The 22453-nt window shown below is 66.1% G+C and carries 16 protein-coding genes; 9 read left to right on the top strand and 7 right to left on the bottom strand.

The features are described from left to right. Positions 1-26: 26 nt before the first annotated feature. Positions 27-545, bottom strand: a complete 519-nt coding sequence (locus tag AC1D0O_RS15580) for a hypothetical protein (protein WP_477654413.1) — start codon at positions 543-545, stop codon at positions 27-29. Between the two features lie 174 nt (positions 546-719). On the opposite strand from AC1D0O_RS15580, the gene AC1D0O_RS15585 reads away from it, so the two are divergent. After that, positions 720-1676 (top strand): LysR family transcriptional regulator, encoded by a 957-nt coding sequence (locus AC1D0O_RS15585; RefSeq protein WP_477654414.1) that lies wholly within the window; start codon positions 720-722, stop codon positions 1674-1676. A 21-nt stretch (positions 1677-1697) separates the two neighbouring features. Here the strand turns inward: AC1D0O_RS15585 and AC1D0O_RS15590 are convergent, their stop codons facing one another. Next, entirely contained in the window at positions 1698-2333 is a 636-nt protein-coding gene (locus AC1D0O_RS15590) for a response regulator transcription factor (protein WP_477654415.1), read from the bottom strand. Between the two features lie 114 nt (positions 2334-2447). Here AC1D0O_RS15590 and AC1D0O_RS15595 point away from each other — a divergent pair, with 114 nt between their 5' ends. From AC1D0O_RS15595 to AC1D0O_RS15610, 4 genes are all read left to right on the top strand, one after another. After that, entirely contained in the window at positions 2448-4271 is a 1824-nt protein-coding gene (locus AC1D0O_RS15595; protein ID WP_477654416.1) for an ATP-binding response regulator, read from the top strand. A gap of 218 nt (positions 4272-4489) precedes the next feature. Continuing rightward, on the top strand, positions 4490-8179 hold the full coding sequence (locus AC1D0O_RS15600) for an autotransporter domain-containing protein (protein WP_477654417.1): 3690 nt from the start codon (positions 4490-4492) through the stop codon (positions 8177-8179). Between the two features lie 643 nt (positions 8180-8822). Next, on the top strand, positions 8823-9704 hold the full coding sequence (locus AC1D0O_RS15605; RefSeq protein ID WP_477654418.1) for a hypothetical protein: 882 nt from the start codon (positions 8823-8825) through the stop codon (positions 9702-9704). Between the two features lie 153 nt (positions 9705-9857). Continuing rightward, positions 9858-10847 (top strand): Bug family tripartite tricarboxylate transporter substrate binding protein, encoded by a 990-nt coding sequence (locus AC1D0O_RS15610; RefSeq protein ID WP_477654419.1) that lies wholly within the window; start codon positions 9858-9860, stop codon positions 10845-10847. A gap of 31 nt (positions 10848-10878) precedes the next feature. Here the strand turns inward: AC1D0O_RS15610 and AC1D0O_RS15615 are convergent, their stop codons facing one another. Next, on the bottom strand, positions 10879-11055 hold the full coding sequence (locus AC1D0O_RS15615; RefSeq protein WP_477654420.1) for a hypothetical protein: 177 nt from the start codon (positions 11053-11055) through the stop codon (positions 10879-10881). A 183-nt stretch (positions 11056-11238) separates the two neighbouring features. On the opposite strand from AC1D0O_RS15615, the gene AC1D0O_RS15620 reads away from it, so the two are divergent. Beyond that, a complete protein-coding gene (locus AC1D0O_RS15620; RefSeq protein WP_477654421.1) occupies positions 11239-12768 on the top strand; it encodes a sensor histidine kinase in 1530 nt (509 codons plus the stop codon). A gap of 20 nt (positions 12769-12788) precedes the next feature. Here AC1D0O_RS15620 and AC1D0O_RS15625 read toward each other — a convergent pair whose 3' ends face one another. Both AC1D0O_RS15625 and AC1D0O_RS15630 read right to left on the bottom strand, forming a co-directional pair. Continuing rightward, on the bottom strand, positions 12789-13211 hold the full coding sequence (locus AC1D0O_RS15625) for a VOC family protein (RefSeq protein ID WP_477654422.1): 423 nt from the start codon (positions 13209-13211) through the stop codon (positions 12789-12791). Further along, the gene (locus tag AC1D0O_RS15630; protein ID WP_477654423.1) at positions 13208-13627 is read right to left on the bottom strand and encodes a DUF1801 domain-containing protein; all 420 of its coding nucleotides are present in this window, start codon (positions 13625-13627) and stop codon (positions 13208-13210) included. Before AC1D0O_RS15630 ends, AC1D0O_RS15625 begins: the two co-directional genes overlap by 4 nt. Positions 13628-13753: 126 nt before the next feature. Between AC1D0O_RS15630 and AC1D0O_RS15635 the strand changes: the two genes are divergently transcribed. Both AC1D0O_RS15635 and AC1D0O_RS15640 read left to right on the top strand, forming a co-directional pair. After that, entirely contained in the window at positions 13754-14605 is an 852-nt protein-coding gene (locus AC1D0O_RS15635; RefSeq protein ID WP_477654424.1) for a metallophosphoesterase, read from the top strand. Between the two features lie 286 nt (positions 14606-14891). Continuing rightward, on the top strand, positions 14892-15443 hold the full coding sequence (locus AC1D0O_RS15640) for a hypothetical protein (RefSeq protein WP_477654425.1): 552 nt from the start codon (positions 14892-14894) through the stop codon (positions 15441-15443). 201 nt (positions 15444-15644) lie between these two features. Here the strand turns inward: AC1D0O_RS15640 and AC1D0O_RS15645 are convergent, their stop codons facing one another. Continuing rightward, entirely contained in the window at positions 15645-19709 is a 4065-nt protein-coding gene (locus AC1D0O_RS15645; RefSeq protein ID WP_477654426.1) for a PAS domain S-box protein, read from the bottom strand. 223 nt (positions 19710-19932) lie between these two features. Next, complete coding sequence (locus AC1D0O_RS15650) at positions 19933-20877, bottom strand: LysR family transcriptional regulator ArgP (protein ID WP_477654427.1); 945 nt, start codon at positions 20875-20877, stop codon at positions 19933-19935. Between the two features lie 119 nt (positions 20878-20996). On the opposite strand from AC1D0O_RS15650, the gene AC1D0O_RS15655 reads away from it, so the two are divergent. Next, positions 20997-22346, top strand: coding sequence for a D-amino acid dehydrogenase (locus tag AC1D0O_RS15655; protein ID WP_477654428.1), 1350 nt, complete (start codon positions 20997-20999; stop codon positions 22344-22346). The last annotated feature ends 107 nt before the right edge of the window (positions 22347-22453 follow it).

Raw genomic sequence — 22453 nt, forward strand, 5'->3', positions numbered from 1 at the left:
CGGCGCCACATCCAGCAACTAAAAGCTTAGATGTAGTAGCTACGATGGTAGGCGCGCAGCAACGAGGCGCCGCTGGAAGCCTCGGCACGCTCAGCCTTGACGGCGGGAGCGGCTGCGACTTCTTCAACATCGGCCGCGCGTTGCAGGGCCATTTGCAGGTCGGCCATCACACGGGGATCGTTCCGGGCGGCTTGCCAGAGGCGCTGGTCGGCGCGGGCTTCGGCCAGGCTGCGCGACCAGCTGTCCAGGCCGGCCTTGACGCGGGCGGCGGCATTGCGTGCGCTGCCGGCAAAAAGTGCCAAGGTGGCGAAAGCGATGGCCCACAGGGCGATCCACATCACCAGCAGATGGCCTTCGGTGACGCTGTCCATCACCTGGTAAGCCACCACCATGACGGCGGCCGCGACGGCGGACAAGAGCAGCGTGGCGAGGCCGCGGGTGCCGGAGAATGCATGGCCCAGCTGGCGTACGGCACCAAAGGCCGACTCAGCACGGACAACGCCGGGATGCTGTGTGGAATGTTTGATATTGACGAAGCTGGTCATGAGGAACTCCCGATTGGTTATCCCCGCCAGGACACAGATATCTCAGCGGGTAAGGGGATATTAGGGTTATCACTGATGTTACTCAACTTTATCTTTATGATGTAATTCATTCACAATGGTGATAACTCCGGGGCCAAACCCGCTCACCTACCCCCTCCACCCCCTTCCACTTCCTTGAATCCCCTTAATTTCCGGACGCTTGACCTGAACCTGCTTCGTGTTTTCGACGAAGTGATGGCCGAGCGCAGCCTGACGCGGGCGGCCCGCAACCTGTCGCTGACCCAGCCCGCCGTCAGCAATGCGCTGCGCCGGCTGCGGGAGACCCTGGGCGACGAGCTGGTGCAGCGCAGCGGCCAGGGCATGGCGCCCACGTCGCGCGCCCTGGCCATCTGGCCGGCCGTGCGCGAGGCGCTGCAGCAGCTGCAGGAGTCGCTGGTCCCCAGCGAATTTGTGCCCGGCACGGCCAACACCACCTTTGTGCTGGCCATGGCCGACGCGACCGCGGCCGAGCTGATGCCCGGCCTTGTCGAAACGCTGGATCAGGAAGCCCCCGGCGTTTCGATGCGGGTGGTGCCGCTCACCACCCGGGACCCGCGGCGCATGCTGGACGAAGAGACCTGCGATATGGCCGTCGGCTACTTTCCCTCGCTGCTGGCCGACCTGACCGCGCACGCGCAAAGCGGCGAGCCCCTGCCCTTCCTGCACCAGCGGCTCTACGACGGCGAGTATGTTTGCGTGATGCGCAAGGACCACCCGCTGGCCACCGGCCCTTTCACGCTCAACCGTTTTTGCGCCGCGCGCCACATGCTGGTGAGCTTTTCGGGCCGGCCCTACGGCTTTATCGACGAATCCCTGGCGTCCTTGGGCCGGGAGCGCCATGTGGTGCTGACCGTCAACCAGTTCTTCACCGCGGGGCGGGTGGTGGCCAATTCCAACCTGCTTACCGTGCTGCCGCGGCACTTCGTCAGGGTGACCGGCATCGCCGACCAACTGGTGCTGCGCCCGCTGCCGTTCGACGTGTCGCCGGTGCATGTGGACGCCGTGTGGCACCGCCGCTCGCAGCAACGCAGCGCGCATGCGTGGTTACGCCAGGCGCTGGTGCGGGCGGCCGACCAGGCCTTCTCCGCCTGAGCCTGCCGGCCAGCGCGAAGGTTAGATCAGGCCGGCGCGGATCGCGAAGGCCGTCAGCTGGGCGCTGTTGTGCATGCCCAGCTTCAGCATCAGGTTGCGCCTGTGTGTGCGCACGGTTTCACGCTGCAGCAATAAGCTGGCGGCAATCAGTTTGCTGGATGCGCCTTCCGCCACCGAGCACAGTACCTGCTTTTCGCGTTCGGTCAGCTTGCGCAGCTCGGCCAGCGCGTCAATGCCCGGCGGCTGGCGCAGTGCGGCGATGGATTCGGAAAAATGCAGGTCGCCCTCGGCCAGCGCGCGGATCGCGGCAAGCAGCTCGCCTGCCCCGCCGCTTTTGTGCAATGCGCCCTGCGCCGGACTGGCAAAAATGCGTTCGATGTCGGCACGCTCCTGGCTGCCGGTGATGAGCAGCACGCGCGTCGGGCTTTGCGCGGCCTGCAGGGCCAGGGCCACGGCCACGCCGTCCTCGGGCGGCAGCTGGAAGTCGACCACCGCCACATCGGGCGCCAGCGCCAGCGCTTCGGTGATGGCGCTGTCGCTGCCGGCGACCGACGCCACCACCTCGATGTCATCACAGGAGGCCATCAGCGCAGCGAGGCCTTCGCGGACCAGGTCATGATCATCGGCCAGCAGCAGGCGTATCGGTGTTTGCGTCATGTCGTCCAGGCAAAGGAATCAACTACGATCGGCGGGGCCGAGGGGATTGGATAGCGGGCAGCATGGGCTGTACACCCACCGGCATCATGCCAACCCAGACGGATTCTACGCACCATGACCTCTGCCCATCCTGTGTTGTTCGAGCAGGTCCAGACGCTGTACAAACAGTCCACCAGCACCTTCCTCGGCACACTACTGGCGGGTACTGTCGCTGCCGTGGTGTTGCAGCCGTCCGGCCACGCCGACCCACTGGCCGGCCAACTGCTCTGGGGCTGGCTGGGCGCAGTGGTGCTGCTCACAGCCAGCCGCTTTGTCATGGTTCGGCGCTTCTTCAGGCGCGTGCAGGCGACGCCCGGCCAGCAACTGGACATCCACAGCACGCGCCGCGCGGCCCGAGCCTTTGCCACCGGCTCTTTCATGTCGGGTTGCCTCTGGGGCATCCTGGGCCTGATGGCGTTTGATCCGCAGGCCTACGTGCCCACGCTGTTCCTGGGTTTTTTGCTGGGCGGCATGGTCAGCGGCGCGCTCGGTTCGCTCTCGGTGTACTACCCGGCCTTCATGGCTTATTCGATTCCCTCGGTGCTGCCGTTCGCCTTGCGCTGCATGACCGAAGGCCAGCGCGAGTTTGCCGGCTTCGGCCTGCTGACGCTGGTCTTCATGCTGGTGTGCCTGGGTTATGGCCGCGGCCTGAACCGCAGCCTGCGCGACTCCATCGAGCTGCGTTTTGAAAACGCCCAGCTGGTGAGCGACCTTGCCGCCGCGCGCGACCGGGCCGAGCTGGCCAGCGCCGACAAGACCGCGCTGCTGGCCGCCGCCACGCATGACTTGCGCCAACCCGCCTACGCCGCCGGCCTGTTCGCGTCAGGCCTCAAAACCACGCTGGCCAAGGCCTTCACGGGCAGCAGCCAGGCCGCGGCCGTGCAGGCCCAGCGCATGGCCGGCCAGTTGGAAGCCAGCGTCATGGCTTTCAACGGCCTGCTCGAAGGCCTGCTCGACCTGGCACAGCTCGATGCCGGCGCCACACCGCTGGCCGCCTCAGCGCTGCCCGTCGGTGCGCTGCTGGATTCCGTCGCCGGCACGCTGGCCGCCACCGCAGCGCAGCGCAATATTCAGCTGCGCGTGCGTGCCCGGCCCGAGCTGTGGGTCAACGCACCGCCCGACGCGCTGCAGCGCATCGTGCTGAATCTCACCAGCAATGCCATCAAGTTCACCAGCGGCAGCGCGGTGCTGCTGTTTGCGCGGCTGCAGGCCGGCCAGGTGCATATCGGCGTCGTCGACACCGGTCCCGGCATTTCAGAAGCCAACCAGCAGCGCCTCTTCGACGCGTTCGTGCGTCTGCCACAAGACAAAGAACAGGCGGGGCTCGGCCTGGGCCTGGCCATCGTCAAGCGTCTGGCGGCGCAAATGAATGCCGACGTGGCGCTGAAGTCCGCGCCCGGCCGCGGCAGCCTGTTCAGCGTCGCCCTTCCTGTACATACCGGCCCAGCACCCCGCATCGGGCTGCCGCAGACAGCAGGCGATRCATCGTCCGGCGGCTTCACCGGCTGGCAGGCCCTGGTGCTCGACGACGACCCCCTGGCGCTGGCCGCCACCACGCAGGCCGTAGGCGAACTGGGCCTGCCGGTACAGTCGTTTGGCAGCGCTGAAGCCGCCCTCACCTGGCTAGTGCAAGCAGGCAGCGAAGCAAGCACGCGACCCCACCTGCTGGTCACCGACCTGCACCTGGGCGACGCCGAGGGCCGCGACGGCCTGACGGTGCTCGCCGCCTTTCGCGAGCAGCTACCCGACCTGCGCGCCCTTGTCGTCACCGGCGAAACCGCACCGGCCCAGCTGCAGCGCATCGCCCACAGCGGCGTGCCCGTGGTGCGCAAGCCCTGCCAGCCGCAGGCGCTGCAATCGGCATTGCGCGAGGTTCTGGCGTCAACCTGGGCCGCGTAAATAGTTCTCGAGCCTGCAGCTTCCCGACATTGGTTCTTCGACCCCAATAGCGCTCCAACCTAATCGCTGCGTGCGTCACCTGCTATTAATAACATAGCAATGTCGGCCCGACCGTTGCCGCTCCAAAACGCGGTCTAACCCCTTTGCGGTATTTACGGCGTTGCTGCACCCGTCTTTAATCGCGTGGCACGTTTTTGCAGTCACGCTTTCTCTGAACCATGAACATATCCCACCGCAGCATCTGGAACCCCTCACTTGGCGCCTGGGTCGCTGTGTCTGAAATAAGCACTGCCCGTGGCAAGCGCAGCGGCGGGGCCAGCCGGACAGCAGTCGCCGGCGGTGTGTTGGCGCTCACGTTTTTGCTGGGCGGTGCACCAGCGCTGGCAGGGGGCGATGGCGGGAACGGCGGGGGGCAATTCGCACTGGGCGCAGTCGGCGGCGGAACGGGCGCTGGTGGGGCTGGCGGCGCGGGCAACGGCGGCACCGGCGGCACCGGCGGCGGGATTGGCGGTAATGGCGGCGTCGGCAGCGACGGCAATCCGGTCGGCGGCGTCGGCGGGGGTGGCGGTGGCGGCGGGACCGGCGTGCTTATCACCACGAACGGGAGCACCAACACGGTCGCGGTCGTTGGCGGCAGCGGGGGCGACGGAGGCGATGGCACCAGAGGCGGCGGCGGCGGTGGGGGCGGGGCCGGTGCGGTCGCGGCCACAGGGCTCACTGGTTTCACGAACAGTGGCAGCCTGACCGGTGGCAACGGCGGCAGCGGCGGCGTTGGCACCAACGGCGGCAGCGGCGGTGGGGGCGGGGCCGGTGCGGTTGCCGCCACAGGCCTGACCAGTTTTACGAATAGTGGAAGCATCAACGGTGGCAACGGCGGTAACGGGGGATTCACCTTCCAGACTAGCGGCACCGCCAATGGCGGCAATGGCGGGGCGGGTGTGGCAGCAGCAGGGCTGATTGGCTTCACGAACAACGGCAGCATCACCGGCGGCAATGGCGGCGGCTCTACTTCCCTTATGTACGGAAGCGGCGGCAACGGCGGCAATGGCGAGGGCGGAGCGGCGGGGGCCACATCAACAAACGCCTTCAGACAAGGCGGTGCGGGCGTCATCGGCAGTGACCTGTCCATCATCAATGCGGGCAGCATCAGCGGCGGCCTGTCAGCCGGTAATGTCCGCGCCAACGCCATCACCTTCACCGGCGGCAGTAACACGCTGGTGCTGCAAACCGGCTCGGTACTGACGGGCGCTGTCGAAATTGGCAGCGGCGCCACGGCCGACATCGTGGCGGTCAACACGGGCCTGGCTTTGGGCAATCTCATCCTGGGTGGCGACGCCACAGTGGACATGGGCGTCAACACGCTGACGGCCTCTGGCGTCATTTCAGGCGCGGGATCCCTGACCAAGACAAGCAGTTCCGGCACCCTGGTTCTGACGAGTGCCAACACCTTCACTGGCGGTACCACGCTCAACACGGGCACACTGACACTGGGCAACAACGCAGCCCTTGGCACCGGCGGCCTGACAGTCGGCGGCGCCTCCACGCTCAGCAGCAGCACCCTGGTGACGGCGACCAACAATGTCACGCTGAACGCCAACCTGACCATTGCCAGCGCCAACGCGCTGCGCCTGAATGGCAACATCACCGGCGGCGGCGGTCTGATCAAAAACGGCGCGGCCAGCCTGACACTGGGGGGCGCTAACAACTTCTCGGGCACGGTGGCGCTGAATGCCGGCACGCTGATGCTGGCGTCCAGCAGCGCGCTGGGCACGGGAGCGTTGAACGCAGCAGGCGGCACCACGCTGGACGCTGCGACGGCCGTCACAGTCAACAACAACGTGAACCTGGCGGCCAACCTCAGCATGGGTGGCTCAGCCGACCTGACAGTGGGCGGTGTGGTCGCCGGTGCAGGCCGGCTGACCAAGAACGGCACAGCCAACCTCACTCTCAACAACGCCAACAATTTCCTTGGAGGCGTGACCCTGAATGCCGGCAGCCTGACTGTCGGCAATGCGCTTGCGCTGGCCTCGGGCAGCTTGACAGTGGGCGGCAGTTCAACCCTCGACAGCACGACCGGCCTGACACTGTCCAACGACGTGATCTTGAATGCCAACCTCGCAGCGGGCGGCGCCAACGCACTGACCCTGGACGGCGTGATCAGCGGAGCCGCCGGCCTGACCAAGGTTGGCACCGGCACGCTGACGCTGACAGGCGCCAACCTCTACACGGGCGGGACCACGGTGTCCGCCGGCACGCTGTCGGTCAATGGCGCCATTGCCAACTCGGCCGTCACCGTCAACAACGGCGGCACGCTGGGCGGCAACGGCACGCTGGGCAGCACCACCATCGCCTCGGGTGGCGTGCTGGCGCCGGGCAACTCCATCGGCACGCTCACGGTCAACGGCAACCTGAACTTTGCTGCTGGCTCGATCTATCGCGTCGAAGTGGATGCAGCCGGTGCGAACGACCGCATCAATGCCACGGGTACCGCAACGATCAACGGTGGCACCGTCGATGTGCAGGCCGGTGCCGGCACTTACGCTGCCAACACGCAGTACACCATCCTCAACGCGGCGGGCGGGCGCACCGGCAACTTTGCCGGCGTCACTTCCAACCTGGCCTTCCTCACGCCGACACTGGGCTACGACGCCAACAACGTCTTCCTGACACTCGCGCGCAACGACATCAGCTTCGCGTCGGTGGCCGTCACGCCGAATCAGATCGCCACATCCACGGCCTTGCAGAACGCAGGCAACACCGGTGACATGGGAACCGTGCAAACCACGCTGGCAGGACTGTCAGCAGCGCAGGCAAGGGCTGCGTATGACTCCGCCAGCGGCGCCGGCATTGTTGCCCTTCGGCGTGCGAGTGCCGGCTTTGCTGCCGGTTTCGGCGGGCAGCTGCAGGCTAGGCTGGGTGCACAGGCGAATGCGGCCAACGGGGTTGCCAACTCATTCACCAGCCGGCCGGTGCTGCTGGCGGCGAACGACCACCTGTCGGACTTGATGGCGCCTGTTTCTGATTCAGCGCCACAGAAATTTTCATTGAGTGACGGTGTGTCTGCGCTTTCTTCTTCGCAGGACGCTGCGGGCAAGGGCTTTTGGGTGCGCGGCTTCGGGGGGCACGGCAACACCAACGACGACGGCAATTCAGCCGCCAGCGTCTTGCGCAGTTCGGGCCTGAGCGTCGGATTCGATACAGAAGTGAAAGACGGTGTTCGCCTCGGCGTTGCGGCCACTGGCGGCACGTCGCGGCTTTCCACCGACAACAACGAAAGCGGCAAGACACGCAGCACCGCACTCGCGGTGTACGGAAGCTACGCCGCCGGCCCCTGGAACCTCAGCGGCTCCGCCAGCATGGGCCGGGGCAAGAACCATCTTGATCGCAACATCACCATCGGTGCCTTGAACCGCGTGGCTTCATCTGACTTCGACAGCAACACCCTGTCGGCCTACGGCGAGGCCAGCTATGCCATCGCGATGAACGGCTGGACGCTGCAGCCACTGGCAGGGCTCTCGCTCAGCAGAAACAAGGCAGATGGTTTCACAGAGACAGGTGCGGGCGCGCTGAATTTGCAGGTTGCGGGGCAAACGGTCAACTCTGCCAAGTCGACCTTGGGGGCCAAGGCATCTTTTGACGCCGGCCGCATCCGCATTGAACCCCGCGTGGTCTGGGCTCATGAGTTTGGTGACCTGAACACGCCGATGACGGCGCAGTTCCAGGGCGCGGCGACGGCCTCACCGTTTCAGGTTTCGGGTGCGGCGCTGAAGCGGGACACGCTGATCCTCGGCCTGGGCGCCACCGGCAGCCTCAGCAAGGGCATGGACCTCTTCGCCGACCTGCAGGCCGAACACAATTCGGCCCAGCGCACGCTGGCCGTGCTGGTGGGGCTGCGCAGCCGCTGGTAGGCACGCACGGCAAGGGTTTATCGGCTTAAGCCCGTCCGGCCCGGCGCAGGTCGCTGGCAGCATGTCAACCGATACTGGCCCGCTGCGGCCTTCCGGTTTCAAGTGGCGGCACACAACGCCCATGCGACAGCGGGCGATTCAAGGTCCAGCTCCCCCTATCCGGCGGCCTTTATTCAGCGCACCACACAGCTTTTTGGGCTTTCGGGCGCGGTCCCAACTCTCCCCGGCTAGCGCCATCTCATCAAATTAATTCTTTGGTTTTGCTCTTCGGCAATCGAGACATTGAACGTTGCCAAACGGTCTACTTGCAAAAAAATGTAACGTAAAGCAAAGTCAAACTAAGGCATGCGCCCTGGAGAGTGCGCCCCACCCAACGGAAGTTTTTTAAAGAATGCTTGTTAAAAAATGTCAATGAGGTGAGGAGGGTTGCGCTTGCAACCGGAACTGCCTTGTCCTCCGGCGAGGCATAGCTTCGGGTTCCGCCGGCCTCAAGGCTTGAGTTCACAACCGAACGGCATGGGCTGCTCGGCAATGGTGAACCCGACGCCCCGAAGCGGATGGCCGGGCTGCTGGCTCCTCACCCGTTAACCATTGATCCATCAACCCACCCAACCCATAACCTCATTCACCCACGTCATTGCCCATGGCTTACAAACAGATGCCCCCCATTCCCCTGGCGCCCCTCCCGCCTCCCAAACCCGTCAAGGATGGCGGGGCCCAGCGATACGACACCCTGGTTTTCCTGCTGATCGCCTGCCTGGTGATGGTGGTGGGAGGCAGTGCGGCGCGCTATCTGCTGGTAGACCGCCCGGCGGCCAAGGCACAGAAGGAGGCCCAGCGGTTGATGCAGCAGCTGATGGCCGACAGCCACACCAACCAGCAGCACCTTGAACAAAAGCTCGCCGAGGCAAAGGCCCAGACCGAGGCATTGCGCGCCAACATGGAGCAGATGAAGGCCGAGATCCAGTTGCCCAAGGCCGCGCCCGAACCGGTTCCGGAACCCGTCCAGAAGCCAGTGGTGCCCGACGCCCAAGCCGCGGAACGCAAGCGGCTGGAGCGGGTCAAGGCGGTCGATGAACTGGTGGACTCCCTGGCTCCCAACCTGCAGGTCAAGTTCCAGCAAAAGGTCGCCTGGCAGGACCACACCGTTTCCTTCGGTTTTTCCCTGACCAATGCAGGCCGCCGCGCCATCCGCGTGAGCCAGCCACGCATCGCCCTGACCCTGCACCCGCTGCCGAATATGCGCGCCTCGGAGCTGGCACTGAAGCCCGGCGACATACGGGCCGACATTTGCCCCCCTGGAATGATCGGCCCCGGGGAGACGATCAACTGCAATGCGGCCCTGCGCGCCGAAGCGTCATTCACCGGCGTCGGCCATATCTCGTTTCGCACCATCATCTCGGCGCGCACGGACCTTCCGGCCAGCAGTGAAACCTGGAAAATCGTGCGTTCCGCGTACAAGGACGCCTACCTGGAAGAGCGCATGGTCAAGGATGTGTCCCTGAGTGGAGAGCTGTGGCGCTGATCCCGAGGCGGGGCGACGTGCGCAGGCGACTATTGGATTTGCCGGCGATATTCCGGCGCCCCGGCGCGCACCGCCCCTCATTTGAACGGTTTTGGGGCCTGGGGCACGGTTTTTGCACACAGTTTCGCACTCAACTGTCCGCAGGAACGCTCCATGTCCCACTTTGAACTTCGCCGGCCCCTCGCACGCCGCAGCGCGCTGAAACTTCTCGCCGGTGGTGCCGCGTCCCTCGCCCTGCCGGCCTTCGCGGCCTGGCCCGACAAACCCATCAAGATCGTCGTGACCTTCCCGGCCGGCGGCGCCAGCGACATCGTCGCGCGCGTCATGGCCGAGCAACTCGGCAAAAAGCTGGGCCAGGCCGTGGTGGTGGACAACCGCCCCGGTGCGGGGGGCAGCGTGGGTGGGCTGGTGGTGGCGCAGGCGCCTGCCGACGGCTACACACTGATGCTGAGCAATTCGACGCCGGTGTCCATAGGCCCGTTCGCGCTGGAAAAGCAGCCTTACGACCCGGTGGAGGGCTTTACCCACATCGCGCTGATCGGCAACGCGCCCTGCGTGGTCATAGCCAACCCGCATGTGCCCATCAAGACCATGACGGACGTGGAGGCGCAGGCGCGCAAGGCCGGCCGGCTGGATTTCGGCTCGGGCGGGCCGGCGTCCATCGGCCACATCTACGGTGAGCTGATGAAAAAAGCCATGGGCGTGAACCTGCAGCACATCCCCTACCGTGGCGGCGCGCCCATGACGACGGACCTGATCGCGGGCGTGATCCCCATCGGCATCGACGTGCTGACGGCGTTTGTGCCTTACTTCAAGAGCGGGCAACTGGTGCCGCTGGCGGTGACTTCGGCGGCGCGCTCACCGCTGGTGCCGGATGTGCCCAGCGTGCTTGAGTTCGGCTACCGCAAACTGGTGCTGGACAACTTCTTCGGCCTGAGCGGGCCGGCGCACATGCCGGCCGACGTGGTGGCGCGTCTCAACGCCGCGTGCAACGAGATTCTCGCCACGGCGGAGATCAAAAAGAAGATGCTGGAGTTGGGCATCACCACCCAGGCCATGAGCCCGGCGGCGTTCACCGGCTTCGTCAAGGAGCAGGTGGCCGTGCTGTCGCCGGCCGTGAAGGGCGCGGGCGTGAAGCTTTAAGAGGGTGCTCCGCCTTGAGGCGGAGCGGGCCTTAGCGAACGACGCTGAGGTAAGCGCGGGCGGCGTCGCGCAGTTCCTGGGCTTGCTGGGGGTTGCGGCCGGCACGGGCTTCGGCGCGTTCCATCAGGTTATGGGCCACGCCATTGACGGGGGCCACGCCGGCGGCGGAAGGCAGGAAACGGGCGATCTGGGCAAACAGGCTATACATGTCGAAAGTCACCCGGCAGGGGGTGAAAAGTTGGCGATGAATCAAGAATAAGGGTTTTCCCTAGGGTTTCAAGCCTAAGGCGGGGCCAAACTCATGCAAAACATGCATAGTTTGATCCGCTGGCCCACATGGCCGGGGTTTAACGGGAGAAAATCACGCCGCCGCAGCGGCTATGCTCCCTGCATGTCCGCACCCCACCCCGCACCGACGTCGGCTGTGACGCCTGCTTCGCTGCCGGGCGAGGAATTGCTGCGGCAGATCGCCGCCAATATCGACGCCATGCTCTGGTCATGGGACCCGGCCAGCGGCCGCATCAGCTACACCAACCCGGCTTTTGAGATCTTCTGGGGCCTGTCGGCCGAGAAACTGGCGGGCGATCCCTGGCAATGGCTGGATCAGGTCGACCCCGCGGACCGCGACCGGGTGCGCCAGCTGCAGCAGGCCGCCGTCAAGCGCAGCGAGGAATACCGCGTGCGCAGGCCCAATGGCGACGTCGCAAGGCTGAGCCAGCGCGCGCTGCCCATCCACAGCCCTTCGGGGCAATTGCTGCGCGTCATCCACCTCGCCACCAACATCACCTGGCAGCTCGACACCTCCAAGCAATTGCGCGTGGAGATCGGCCGGCGCACCGACTCCGAGGCCAAATACCGCGCGGTGGTCGAAAACGTCAGTGAGGGCATCCTGGTCACGGCTGGCGGCCGCATCCTCTATGCCAACCCCAAGGCGCTGAAACTCACCGCGCTGGACGAGGAAACCGCCAAGTCCAGGCCCTTCATCGAGTTCATCCACCCCGACGACCGCGAGCGGGTGCTCGGCAACCACCGCAAGCGCCTGCGCGGGGAGAGCGTCGAAAACCACTACCAGTTCCGCGTGCAGCACAGCCAGAGCATCACGCGCTGGCTCGAGATCAGCGCGGTGATGTTCGAGTGGGAAGGCACGCCCGCCACGCTCAACTTCCTGACCGACGTGACGCTCAAGCGCCAGGCTGAGGAGGACATGCTCAAGGCGCTGGCGCACGAGCGCGAGCTGTCGGAACTCAAGTCGCGCTTTGTGGCGGTCACCTCGCACGAATTCCGCACACCGCTGGCCGCAATCCTGTCGTCCGTGGAGCTGCTGGATGCCTACGGCGCGAGCTTTCCGGCCGAAGAGCGCCGCGAGCTGCTGGGCCAGATCAAGACGGCCGTGGCGCGCATGAACAACATGGTCGAGCAGGTGCTGCTGACCAGCCGCCTGGAGCTGGGCAAATTCAAGTTCGAGGCGGCCCCGCTGGTGGTGCCCGACTGGCTGGTGCAGGTGATGGCCGAGCTCGAGCGCGGCAACCCGCAGGCCGCGCGCGTGTCCCTCACCTGCGACGGGTTGGATGCGCCGCGCACAGCGGACCAGCAGCTGTTGCGCCACGTGGTGATTAACCTGCTGGGCAACGCGCTCAAGTATTCAGACCCGGACACGCCGGTGAAATTCGCGGTCCGCGGCGTCGGCGAGCAGATGCACCTGCGCATCAGCGACCAGGGCATAGGCATTCCGGAGGCCGACCTGCCGCGCCTGTTCGGCAGCTTTCATCGCGGCACCAACGTGGGCAATATTTCCGGCACCGGCATAGGCCTGCACATCGTCAAGGAATGCGTGGACCTGCACAAGGGCGAGATCGAGGTCAGCAGCCAGCCCGGGCAGGGAACGACCTTCACGGTCCGCTTGCCGGCGCCGCTGGCCTGACATCACCCAGGCTCGCGGCCCTAATCGGCCAGCTCGAACTGCGGATTCCACGCCACTTCCCAGAGATGGCCGTCCGGATCCTGGAAGTAGCCGGCATAGCCGCCGTAGAAGGTCGCGCTTGCCGGCTTGGTGATCACGGCGCCGGCTTTCGCGGCCTCGGCCATCATCGCGTCCACCTCCTGCTGCGAGGCCACGTTGTGCGCCAGTGAAAAGCCCGGCACGCCGCGCTGCGAGGGCGGCATGCCGGTGTCGTGCGCCAGGCTGCCGCGCGGCCACAGCGCCAGCTTGAGGCCGGGCTGCAGGTCGAGGAAGACCACGGCGCCGTGCTCGAATTCTTGACCGACGATGCCGGGCGTCGCCAGTCCCAGGCCGTCGCGGTAAAAACCCAGCGAGCGCTCAAGGTCGTCAACGCCCAGGGTGATCAGGGTGATGCGGGGTTTCATGAGGGTTTCCTCCGGTGATACGTCAAGGCCGCCTGGATGCAGAACGCCAGCGCATCACGCGGCAGCGCGTCGGCGGCGTCCAGCACGATGGCGCGGTTTCCTTCATAACGGAGCTCCCGCGGAAACAGCGTGCGGAAGGTGTCCACCAGCGTGGTCTTGCAGTTGAAGTAGAGGGCGTACTGCGAAGGACTGGATTTGACCGGCCCCAGGCGCAGGGTGCTGCCGCTTTTGCTGGCCGACGTGAGGTAGGCCGGTTCCCCCCATTTGAGCGTTTCCTCGATCTCGCCGACGCCGGGCGTGGCGGCCGCGGTGTCCAGGATCAGCCCGCGGAGCAGCATCAAGCGGCGCCGCAAGTCCGGCGGGTAGGCCGCGAAGGTTCGCGCGACGGCGGCGTTCCTGATCTCGATCTGCGTCACAAGCGGCTCCTGTTCCAGCCATGCATGGCCATGCCCTATGGAATCTAGCGCAGCGCATAGTCCAGCGGCGGCGCAAGCGAAAAGCCCTCACCCTGGGCAGGGTCCGTCTTCCCGCACAATCGACGGGTGAACATCCAGCTCCTGTCCGACCTGCATCTCGAAAGCAACCCCGATTTCACGGCCAGGCCGGTGCCCGGCGCCGACCTGCTGGTGCTGGCCGGCGACATCGGCTCCTACCAGCAGGGTTCGCTGCTGGGCGAACGCGGCGTCGCCGATTTCGGCCTGGCGCGTTTTTCGCCCCTGTCCGTGGCCCAGGGTGGCGCGGGCTGGCCGACCCCGGTGCTCTTCCTGCCGGGCAACCACGAATACGACGGCCTGGACTTTGACGCCACCCATGCGCGCTTGCGCGAGACTTGCGAGCGGCTGGGCATGGTCTGGCTGGAGCAGGAAAGCGTGGTGCTGCAAGGCGTGCGCTTTGTGGGCAGCACGCTGTGGACCGACTTCGACGCGCTGAGCGGGGGCCAAGCCCAGGAGGCGGACATCACATTGAGTGAACAGCTGAAGGCGCGCGAGAAAGCCTTTCGCGCGGCCAACTTCTACCTCAGCAAAAATCATTCGTTCAGAGGCGGAGAGCCCCTGCTGGCGGCCGATGTGCGCGAGCAGGGCCTGAAAAGCCAGGCCTGGCTGCGGCAGGCGCTGGCCCAACCCTTCGACGGCCCCACCGTGGCCGTGACCCACTTCGCGCCCAGCCTGCTCAGCGCGGACCCGCGCTACGGCCTGGCGCCGGGTACGGCGGGGTTTTGCAATGCTCTCGACGAGCTGCTGCCGCTGGCCGACCTGTGGCTGCACGGGCATTTGCACTGCGCGATCGACTACACCAGCCGCGGCTGCCGCGTCGTGGCCAACCCGCTGGGCTATGCGCGCAAGGGTGAGCAGGAGGGCTATTTGCCTGAACTGCTGATCGGCATCGGTCAATAGCTCAACAGTTCAATAGCAGTCCAATAGCATTCTTATCAGCGCGCCGTCCGCACGCCGCTGCTGACTAAAGTCATAGCGCCATGGCGCATTCGGCCGCGCCACTTTTTTTGAACTTCCCGCGCGGCGCATGACCCAACGAGGGCCTGCAACACGAAAGCAAAGCATCATCGCAAGGTGATAACACTTTGTTCCAATTGTGGGTTTGCGCGCCGTTCGGCTTGCATGTATCTTGCATGAAGGGTTCATGCAGGACTTCCTGCACCGCACCCTTATCGGGGAGAGCACCATGAAAAGCAATGTGTCCTATCTTGGCGCCTGGCTTGCCGCCGCCGGCCTGGCCTTTGCACTCGCGCTTGCGGCGCCCAATGACTCCAGCGTGATGGGCCGCCTGCCGGCCTTCATGGCGCAAACCCTGCTGCGACAGCCGGTCACGGTGCCCGAGGGCCTGCCCTCCGACCGCACCCTCGCCCTGATCACCTTCAAGCGCGGCCAGCACGCCCAGGTCGAGAGCTGGATCCAGGGCATGAATTTACGCAACGACCCTTCGATCACCTGGATGCGCATGCCGGTGGTCAACGACCCCGGCACGATGACGGGCCGCAGCGCAGTTGAAAACAGGCTGCTTCAACATTACCCCGCCGACACCGAGCGGGCCAAACTGGTGCCGGTGTTCACCGACCGCGCCAGCTTCGTGCGCTCCGCCGGCCTGGGCAGCACCGACCAGGTCTACGCCGTGGTGGTCAACCGCCAGGGCGAGGTGCTGGCACGGGTTGAAGGGCAGTTCGACGCCGACAAAGCCCAGACCTTGCGCGAGACACTCCAGCAAAAGACTTTTTAGGGCCCCACGCTTGCGCGCAGCATGCAGCGCCCCAGGTGCAATGCGAAGCAAGCCGTTCAATACCAACAGGGGCCGCGGGACTGGCTTTGCCAGACCGCAGGCGCCGCCCCCTAGAGGGGGGAACAAGCTACACGTAGTGAGCTTGGACAGGGGTGCATCACCTTTGGGGAACAGGCTACACGCAGTGAGCCTGGACGGGGGTTACGCTGTCTCCACACCCAGCGTGAAATAAAACGTCGCGCCTTTATCCGGCTGTGACTCGGCCCACACCTTGCCGCCGTGGCGCGCGATGATGCGCTGCACCGTGGCCAGGCCGACGCCGGTGCCGGCGAACTCCGACAGCGCATGCAGGCGCTGGAAGGCGCCGAACAGTTTTTCGACATAGGCCATGTCAAAGCCCGCACCCTGGTCGCGCACGAAGTACACCGTCTCGCCGTCCTTGCCGGTTTCGCGGCCGAAGCTGATCTCGGTGTATTCCTGTTTGGCGCTGAACTTCCAGGCATTGCCGATCAGGTTGTCGAGCACCTGCTTGAGCAGCCGCGGGTCCCCCTGGCCCGTCACGCCGGGTTCGACATGCAGGCGCACGGCACGGTCGGGTTCGCGCTCGCGATAGCCGGCCAGCAGGGCTTCGGCCACCGCGCTGAGGTCGACCCGCTCCCAGCGCAGGCTGGAGCGCGACACCTGCGCCAGCGTGAGCATCGCGTCGATCAACTCGCCCATTTGTGAAACCCCCGCGCGTATGCGCGCCAGGTAATGCCGGCTGCGTTCGGTCAGGGGGCTGCTTTCGGCCTTGGCCATGGCCCGCTCAAGCAGGTCGCTGAAGCCGTCCACGGCGCTCAGCGGGCTGCGCAGGTCATGCGACACCGAGTAGGAGAAAGCCTCCAGCTCCTTGTTGGCGAATTCGAGCTGGGCGGTGCGCTGCTGCACACGTTCCTCGAGGCTGGCATTGAGCCGCAGGATTTCCTCGCGCGCGCGCTTGCGTTCGTGGATGTCGGTGTTGATGCCCAGCACCCCGTTGACCTGGCCCCGCTCGTCGCGCACCACCGTCCAGCGCGCTTCGATGCACACCATCGAGCCGTCGCGCGCGCGCTGCTCGAGTTCGCCGCTCCAGTCGCCCTCGTTGGCCACCGTTCGGGCCATGCTGTCGATCAGCACCTGGGGATCGGGGTACATGAACGTTTCCATGCTCTTGCCGAGCACCTCTTCGGCCGTCCAGCCGTAAAGGCGCTCGGCGCCCTTGTTCCAGAAGCGTATGGTCCGATCGAGGTTGCGGACCATGATGGCGTCCTGCGCCCGGTCCAGCAGCGAAGCCTGCTCGCGTATCTTGATGACGGCCTGACGCTCGGCCTCCTGGCTGCGCCGGCGTTCCAGCCGCGCGCGCAAGCCGATCACGCCGAAAGCCAGGTTGTCCGCGAGCTCCTGCAGCAGCCTGACCTCATCGGCGCTGAAATTCTGTGCCTCGCCCGAATACAGGCACAGCACGCCGAAACTGCGCGGGCCGTCGCGCAGCGGCAGGCAGATCGCGCTGAGGAACCCGCGCTCCAGGGCCGGCGCGTGCCAGTAGAACCGGCTCTCGGCCTGACTGATGTCGCCGGTCTGCTGGGGCTGCCCGCTGCGCACGGCCTGGCCCGCCGGGCCCTGGCCGGTGGCATCGTCGTCGCGCCAGCTCAGGCGGATCGCCGCAAGGTAGCCGTTTTCTTCGCCGGCGTGGGCCACGGGCAAAATGCGGCGCTCCGCGTCGTCCTGCGCATAACCCACCCAGGCCATGCGATAGCCCCCCACGCCGACGGCGACGCGGCATACCTCGGCCAGCAGTTCGCTTTCTTCGTCCACGCGGTTGATGGCGATGCAGGAGCGGCTCAGCATCTGCAGCGCCCGATTGGTGCTGGCCAGCGCCAGGTCGGCGAGCTTGCGATCGGTGATGTCGCGCGCCGTACCCACCACGCGCTCCAGTTCGCCCGAAGCGTTCATCACCGGGTAGGCGTGGTCCCGTATCCATCGAATCTGGCCGTCCGTGGACAGGATGCGGTATTCGGTGTCGGAGGCTTGCCCGGTGCGATTGCGCTTCCTGGCCTCCTTGAGCAAATGGGTGTCCTCCGGCAACGCGACATCGGCGTACGAAAGAGGGTCGGCAAACAGGCTTTCGCGGCTGCGGCCCCAGATCTTTTCATAGGCGGGGCTGATGTAGAGGAGGCGGCCGGTGCGCGGATCCACGTTGTAGAAAACGTCCTGGATGTTTTCCGCCAGTTCGCGAAAGCGCGCCTGGCTGCTGACCAGGGCCGCCTCGGCGCGCACGCGCGCCAGCGCGATGCCGGCCAGCCGCGCCGCGATGGCGATCAGCTCGATCTCAGCGGCCTGGGGCCTGCACGGGTAAGCGCGGTAGATCGCGAACGTCGCGAGCACCTCGCCGTCGGTCGACACCACCGGCATGGACCAGCAGGCCAGCAGGCCGTGCTCCCGCATCAGCTCGCGGTAGTCCTGCATCAGCGGGTCGCTCTGCGTGTCTTCCACCACCACCAGCTGGTTGCGGAACGCGGCGGTGCCGCAGGCGCCCACACCCTCACCGACAGGCAGGCCTTCGATGGCCTGGTTGTAGCGGTCGGGCAAGCTGGGCGCGGCGCCCAGGTGCAGCTTGCCGTCCTCCACCAGCAGGATGGAGCACAGGCTGTCCGGCGAACTGTCTTCGATCAGGCGGACGATGGCTTCCAGCGACTGCGCCAGGGGCGCCCCGCCGGCGATCAGGGCCAGCACCTGCTCCTGCGCCCGCGCGAAGTTTTCCGCCGCCTTCTGGGCGGTGATGTCGTTGAATACGACCAGGCCGCCGACCAGCATGCCGGCGGCGTCGCGCAGCGGCCGGGTGCTGATGCGCAGCACCCTGTCCTCCGCGCCGGGCCGGCGAAACACCAGGTCCCAGTTGTCAATGCGGATGCCGCGCGCGGCCTGGGTCAGCGGGCGTTCGGGCGTGGGGTAGGGCGTCCTGCCGTCCAGCATCAGCAGCTCATGGCCGCGGCGCCAGTCCGCTATCCGCATGCCGGGATCCGGCGCCCCGTTGAACAACACGCGCGCCGTGGCGTTGAACAGCAGGAAGCGGCCTTCGGTGTCCGTGGCGATCACCCCCTCGTTCATGCTGTTGAGGATCAGGTCCAGCAGGGACCGCTCCTTGTCGACGCGGTCCAGCATGGCGTCGAGTTCCCGCTGCCGGGCCTGCAGCGACTCGGCCATGCGGTTGAAGGTCCGCCCGATTTCGCCGAGCTCGCCCTGGTACAGCGGCCCCAGCCTGACACGCGCCCCGAGGTTGCCCTGGGCCACCTCGTTGGCCTCTTTCAGGATCGCCTTGGCGGGGTTGACGATCAGCCGGTTGCCCATCCAGCGCGCGCAGGCCACGCCGATCAGCGCCATCGCCGCCAGCGCCAGCAGCTCGAGAACCAGGTCCTCATGACTGGGCGCCGCGATCACCGCTTCCGGAACGCTGATCGCCACCACCAGGCCCTCGCGTCCGCCGCCCGGCACGGGCGCCACGGCATAGACCCGCGGCGCGCCCTGCATGCCCGCCGCATGCTGAACCCCTTGCTGGCGCTCCCGCACCGCCTGTTGCACGATGGGGTCCGGGTGCGGCTGGCCCAGCCAGGACGGCGCCGACGGGGACACGGCCAGCACCGTGCCGTCCCGGTCCAGCACGGACAGGCGGGCGCCCGGCATGGTGGGCGCATCCGCCAGCGATTCCGCCAGCGCGGGCAGCCCCAGCACCGCGAAAGCCACGCCGCTGATGTTCCCGGCCTCGTTGCGTACGGGCACCGCGAAACCGATGCCGGGACGCCCGCTCGCGCGGCCCGTGGCATAACGGCCCGCCGCGAAACGCTGGCCCGCCATGACCTGCTTGAAATAAGGCCGGTCATCGATACGCAGGCCGTTGGTCGTACCCAGCGCGTCGCACAGCAAGTTACCGTCGGACGCGGCCAGGCCCATGTTGGTGATTTCGGGATGCTCGGCGTGGAGGTTTTTCAGGTGTTGGCCGCACAGGCCGGGCACCAGGTTTTTGATGTGCGGCCCGCTGGCGATGCCGTTGAGCAACTCGTGGACCATGTCCACCGTGCGCTGCTCGCGGGTCGAGAGCATCAGGACATCCGACAGCAGGTCCGACTGCGCCAGCCGCAACGCGGCCCGGTGGCTTTGCTCCGCGGAATAGACAAGCAGGCCGAAGACGGGGAGCAGCGCGAGCAGCACCAGCAGAACCAGACGGGTACGCAGCCCGAGCCATCCCAGCATTCCTGTTACCTTGTGCCTTTCCCTGCCATGCCGCGGCGCGCCCTGCATAGTTTCTGCAGTGTGCGCACGCACCCGGCTTTTGTAAATGGGATTAGTCCCCGAATTGAGGCCTTTAGTGGCAGTCTTCGGCGCTGTCCTACAGGGTCAGGCGGGGCCGTGCTGCGGGAAATTGAATACCAAGGGGCTGGTCTCAGCCCCCGCATCGCCGTGCCGCAGCGCTGCGTTACGGCACCAGCGACTGGGCCGCCGACTGCTTGAGCGCGGCCGTCAGGGCGTCCAGGACCTCGGACTCCAGGTTCCAGCAATGCCAATAGAGCTGGATGGGCAGCGTGTAATGGGGCGCCACATTGACGAGCTGGCCCTGGTCAATGAGGCCCTGCGCGAGCAGGCGCGGCACCACGCTGACGCCCCAGCCCGCCAGCACGGCCCTGACCATGCCTTCCGACGAGGGCACGAACAGCTGGCTCAGGGTGACGCGCTTGAGCCCGAAGGCCTTGCTGACAAAATCGACCGGCAGCTCGTCCTTGCGGTTGAAGGCGATGAAGGGCACCTCGCGGAAGTTGTACTGCGTCAACCCGGGCGCGGCCTGCCGGTCGCCCGCGCCGTCGCGCAGGCCGAGGCGGTTTTGCGCGAAGGCCGGCGCCGCCACCGCGATGTACTGCATCGCGCCCAGCGGCTCCACCTTGCAGCCGCGCAGCGCCTGCTTGAGCGTGGTCACGCAGCCCAGCACCTGGCCTTCGCGCAGCCATTCATGGGTGAAATTCTGGTCGTCGTGGATGATCTCCATGGGCAGCCCCTGCTGCACCAGCTCGGTCAGGGCCGGCAAGGCCCAGGTGGCGATGCTGTCGGCGTTGATGGCGATCGAGATGCGCTCTTCTTCGCGCGCGCCGCCCAGCGAACTGGGCGCCAGTTCTTTCAGGTCGCGCTCCAGGTCGGCGCGCAACAGGCGCAGCATTTTGGTGTGTTTGAGCAACAGCTGGCCGGCCGAGGTGGGTTTGAGCGGCCGGCTGCGCACGATCAACACGGTGCCGACCTGGGCCTCCAATGCCCGCAGGCGCTGCGAAACCGCCGACTGGGTGATGGACAAACGCTGGGCCGCGCGCTCAAAACCGCCTTCTTCGACAATCGCCGCCAGGCATTCAAGCGCGTCCGGGTCAAAAGTACTCATTCCGCATCCCCTCTTTGGTCAGTTCACTATTAGCTGTTCTGATGTTTTCACTGAGAGTTTAATTTTTCTATTAATTGAAAGCAACATCCTTCACACTTGAAGCTTCCAAAGGGGTTCGGATGAAAGTAGTCGTTTTAGGAGCCGGAATCATTGGCGTGAGCACCGCCTGGCATTTGCTTGAGCGCGGCCATGAGGTCACGGTGGTGGATCGCCAGCCCGACGCCGCGCTGGAAACCAGTTTCGGCAACGCGGCGCAGATTTCCGTCAGTTATTGCGAGCCCTGGGCCAACAAGGACGCGCCGCTGAAGGCGCTGAAATGGATGTTCCGGGACGACGCGCCGCTGCTGTTCCGTCCGCAACTGCCCTTCGGCGAAGGCTGGCAGCAGTGGCGCTGGGGCCTGCAGTTCCTGGCGCAGTGCAACGACACTGCATTCGAGCGCAACGTGCAGCAGTTGGTGGCGCTGGGCGCCTACAGCCACGCGGCGCTCAAGGACGTGGTGGCCGCCACCGGCATCGAATACAACCGCCTCGAGCGCGGCATCGCGCACTACTTCACCGACCAGAAAACCTTCGACACAGCCGGCGAGGCCGCGGCCCTGATGCGCAAATACGGCGTGGCGCGCCGCGTGGTGAGCACGGCCGAACTGCTGGCCATAGAGCCGGCCTTCAAGTCCTTCGCGCACCGCATCGTGGGCGGCACCTACACGGCCAGCGATGAAAGCGGCGACGCCCGCGTCTTCACCCAGGCGCTGGCGCAGCGCTGCGCCGACCGGGGCGCGCGTTTTCTCTACGGCCACGACATAGCGCGGCTGGAAAAAACCGGCGGCGCCATCGAATCCGTCGCCGTGCGGCCGCGCACCATCCGCGGCGAGAACGAAGAACTGGTCCGGCTCAAGGCCGACGAAATCGTCGTGGCCTGCGGCTCTTACACGGCGCCGCTGCTGCGCAGCGTGGGCGTCGACCTGCCTATCTATCCCGGCAAGGGCTACAGCGCCACCTTCAAGCTGCTCAAGCCGGAACTCGCACCTTTTGTCAGCACCATCGACGACGAAGTCAAATGCGCCATGAGCCGGCTCGGCGGCCACTTGCGCGTGGCCGGCACCATCGAGGTCGGAGGCTATGACCTCTCGCTGGATACACCGCTGGCCAAGGCCCGCTGCAAGATGCTGGCCGAGCGCATCGAGGAAGTGCTGCCGGGCGTCTGCGACACCCGCCTTGAAGAGCAGGGCGGCACGCCGCACTTCTGGACCGGCCTGCGCCCCGCCACGCCCACCAACATCCCCTACATCGGCAAGACCAAGGTGGGCAGGCTGTGGGTCAACGCCGGGCACGGCACGCTGGGCTGGACGCACGGCGCGGGCTCAGGCAAGGCCATCGCCGAGCTGATCAGCGGTGAAGTCCCGGCCATGAATTTCGGCTTTTACGGCCAGGACCGCGGCGGCGGCCGTTTGCAGGCCAAGACCGCCTGATTCTCCAGTTCCATTTCTACTTCAATGCGAGAGTAGGCGCGTCGCCGCAGACAGTGCTACAGCACGGCAAGGCGGCGTAACGACCTATCGCGTTGAAGTAGAAGTGG

Source organism: Polaromonas sp. P1_F2 (assembly GCF_056405735.1).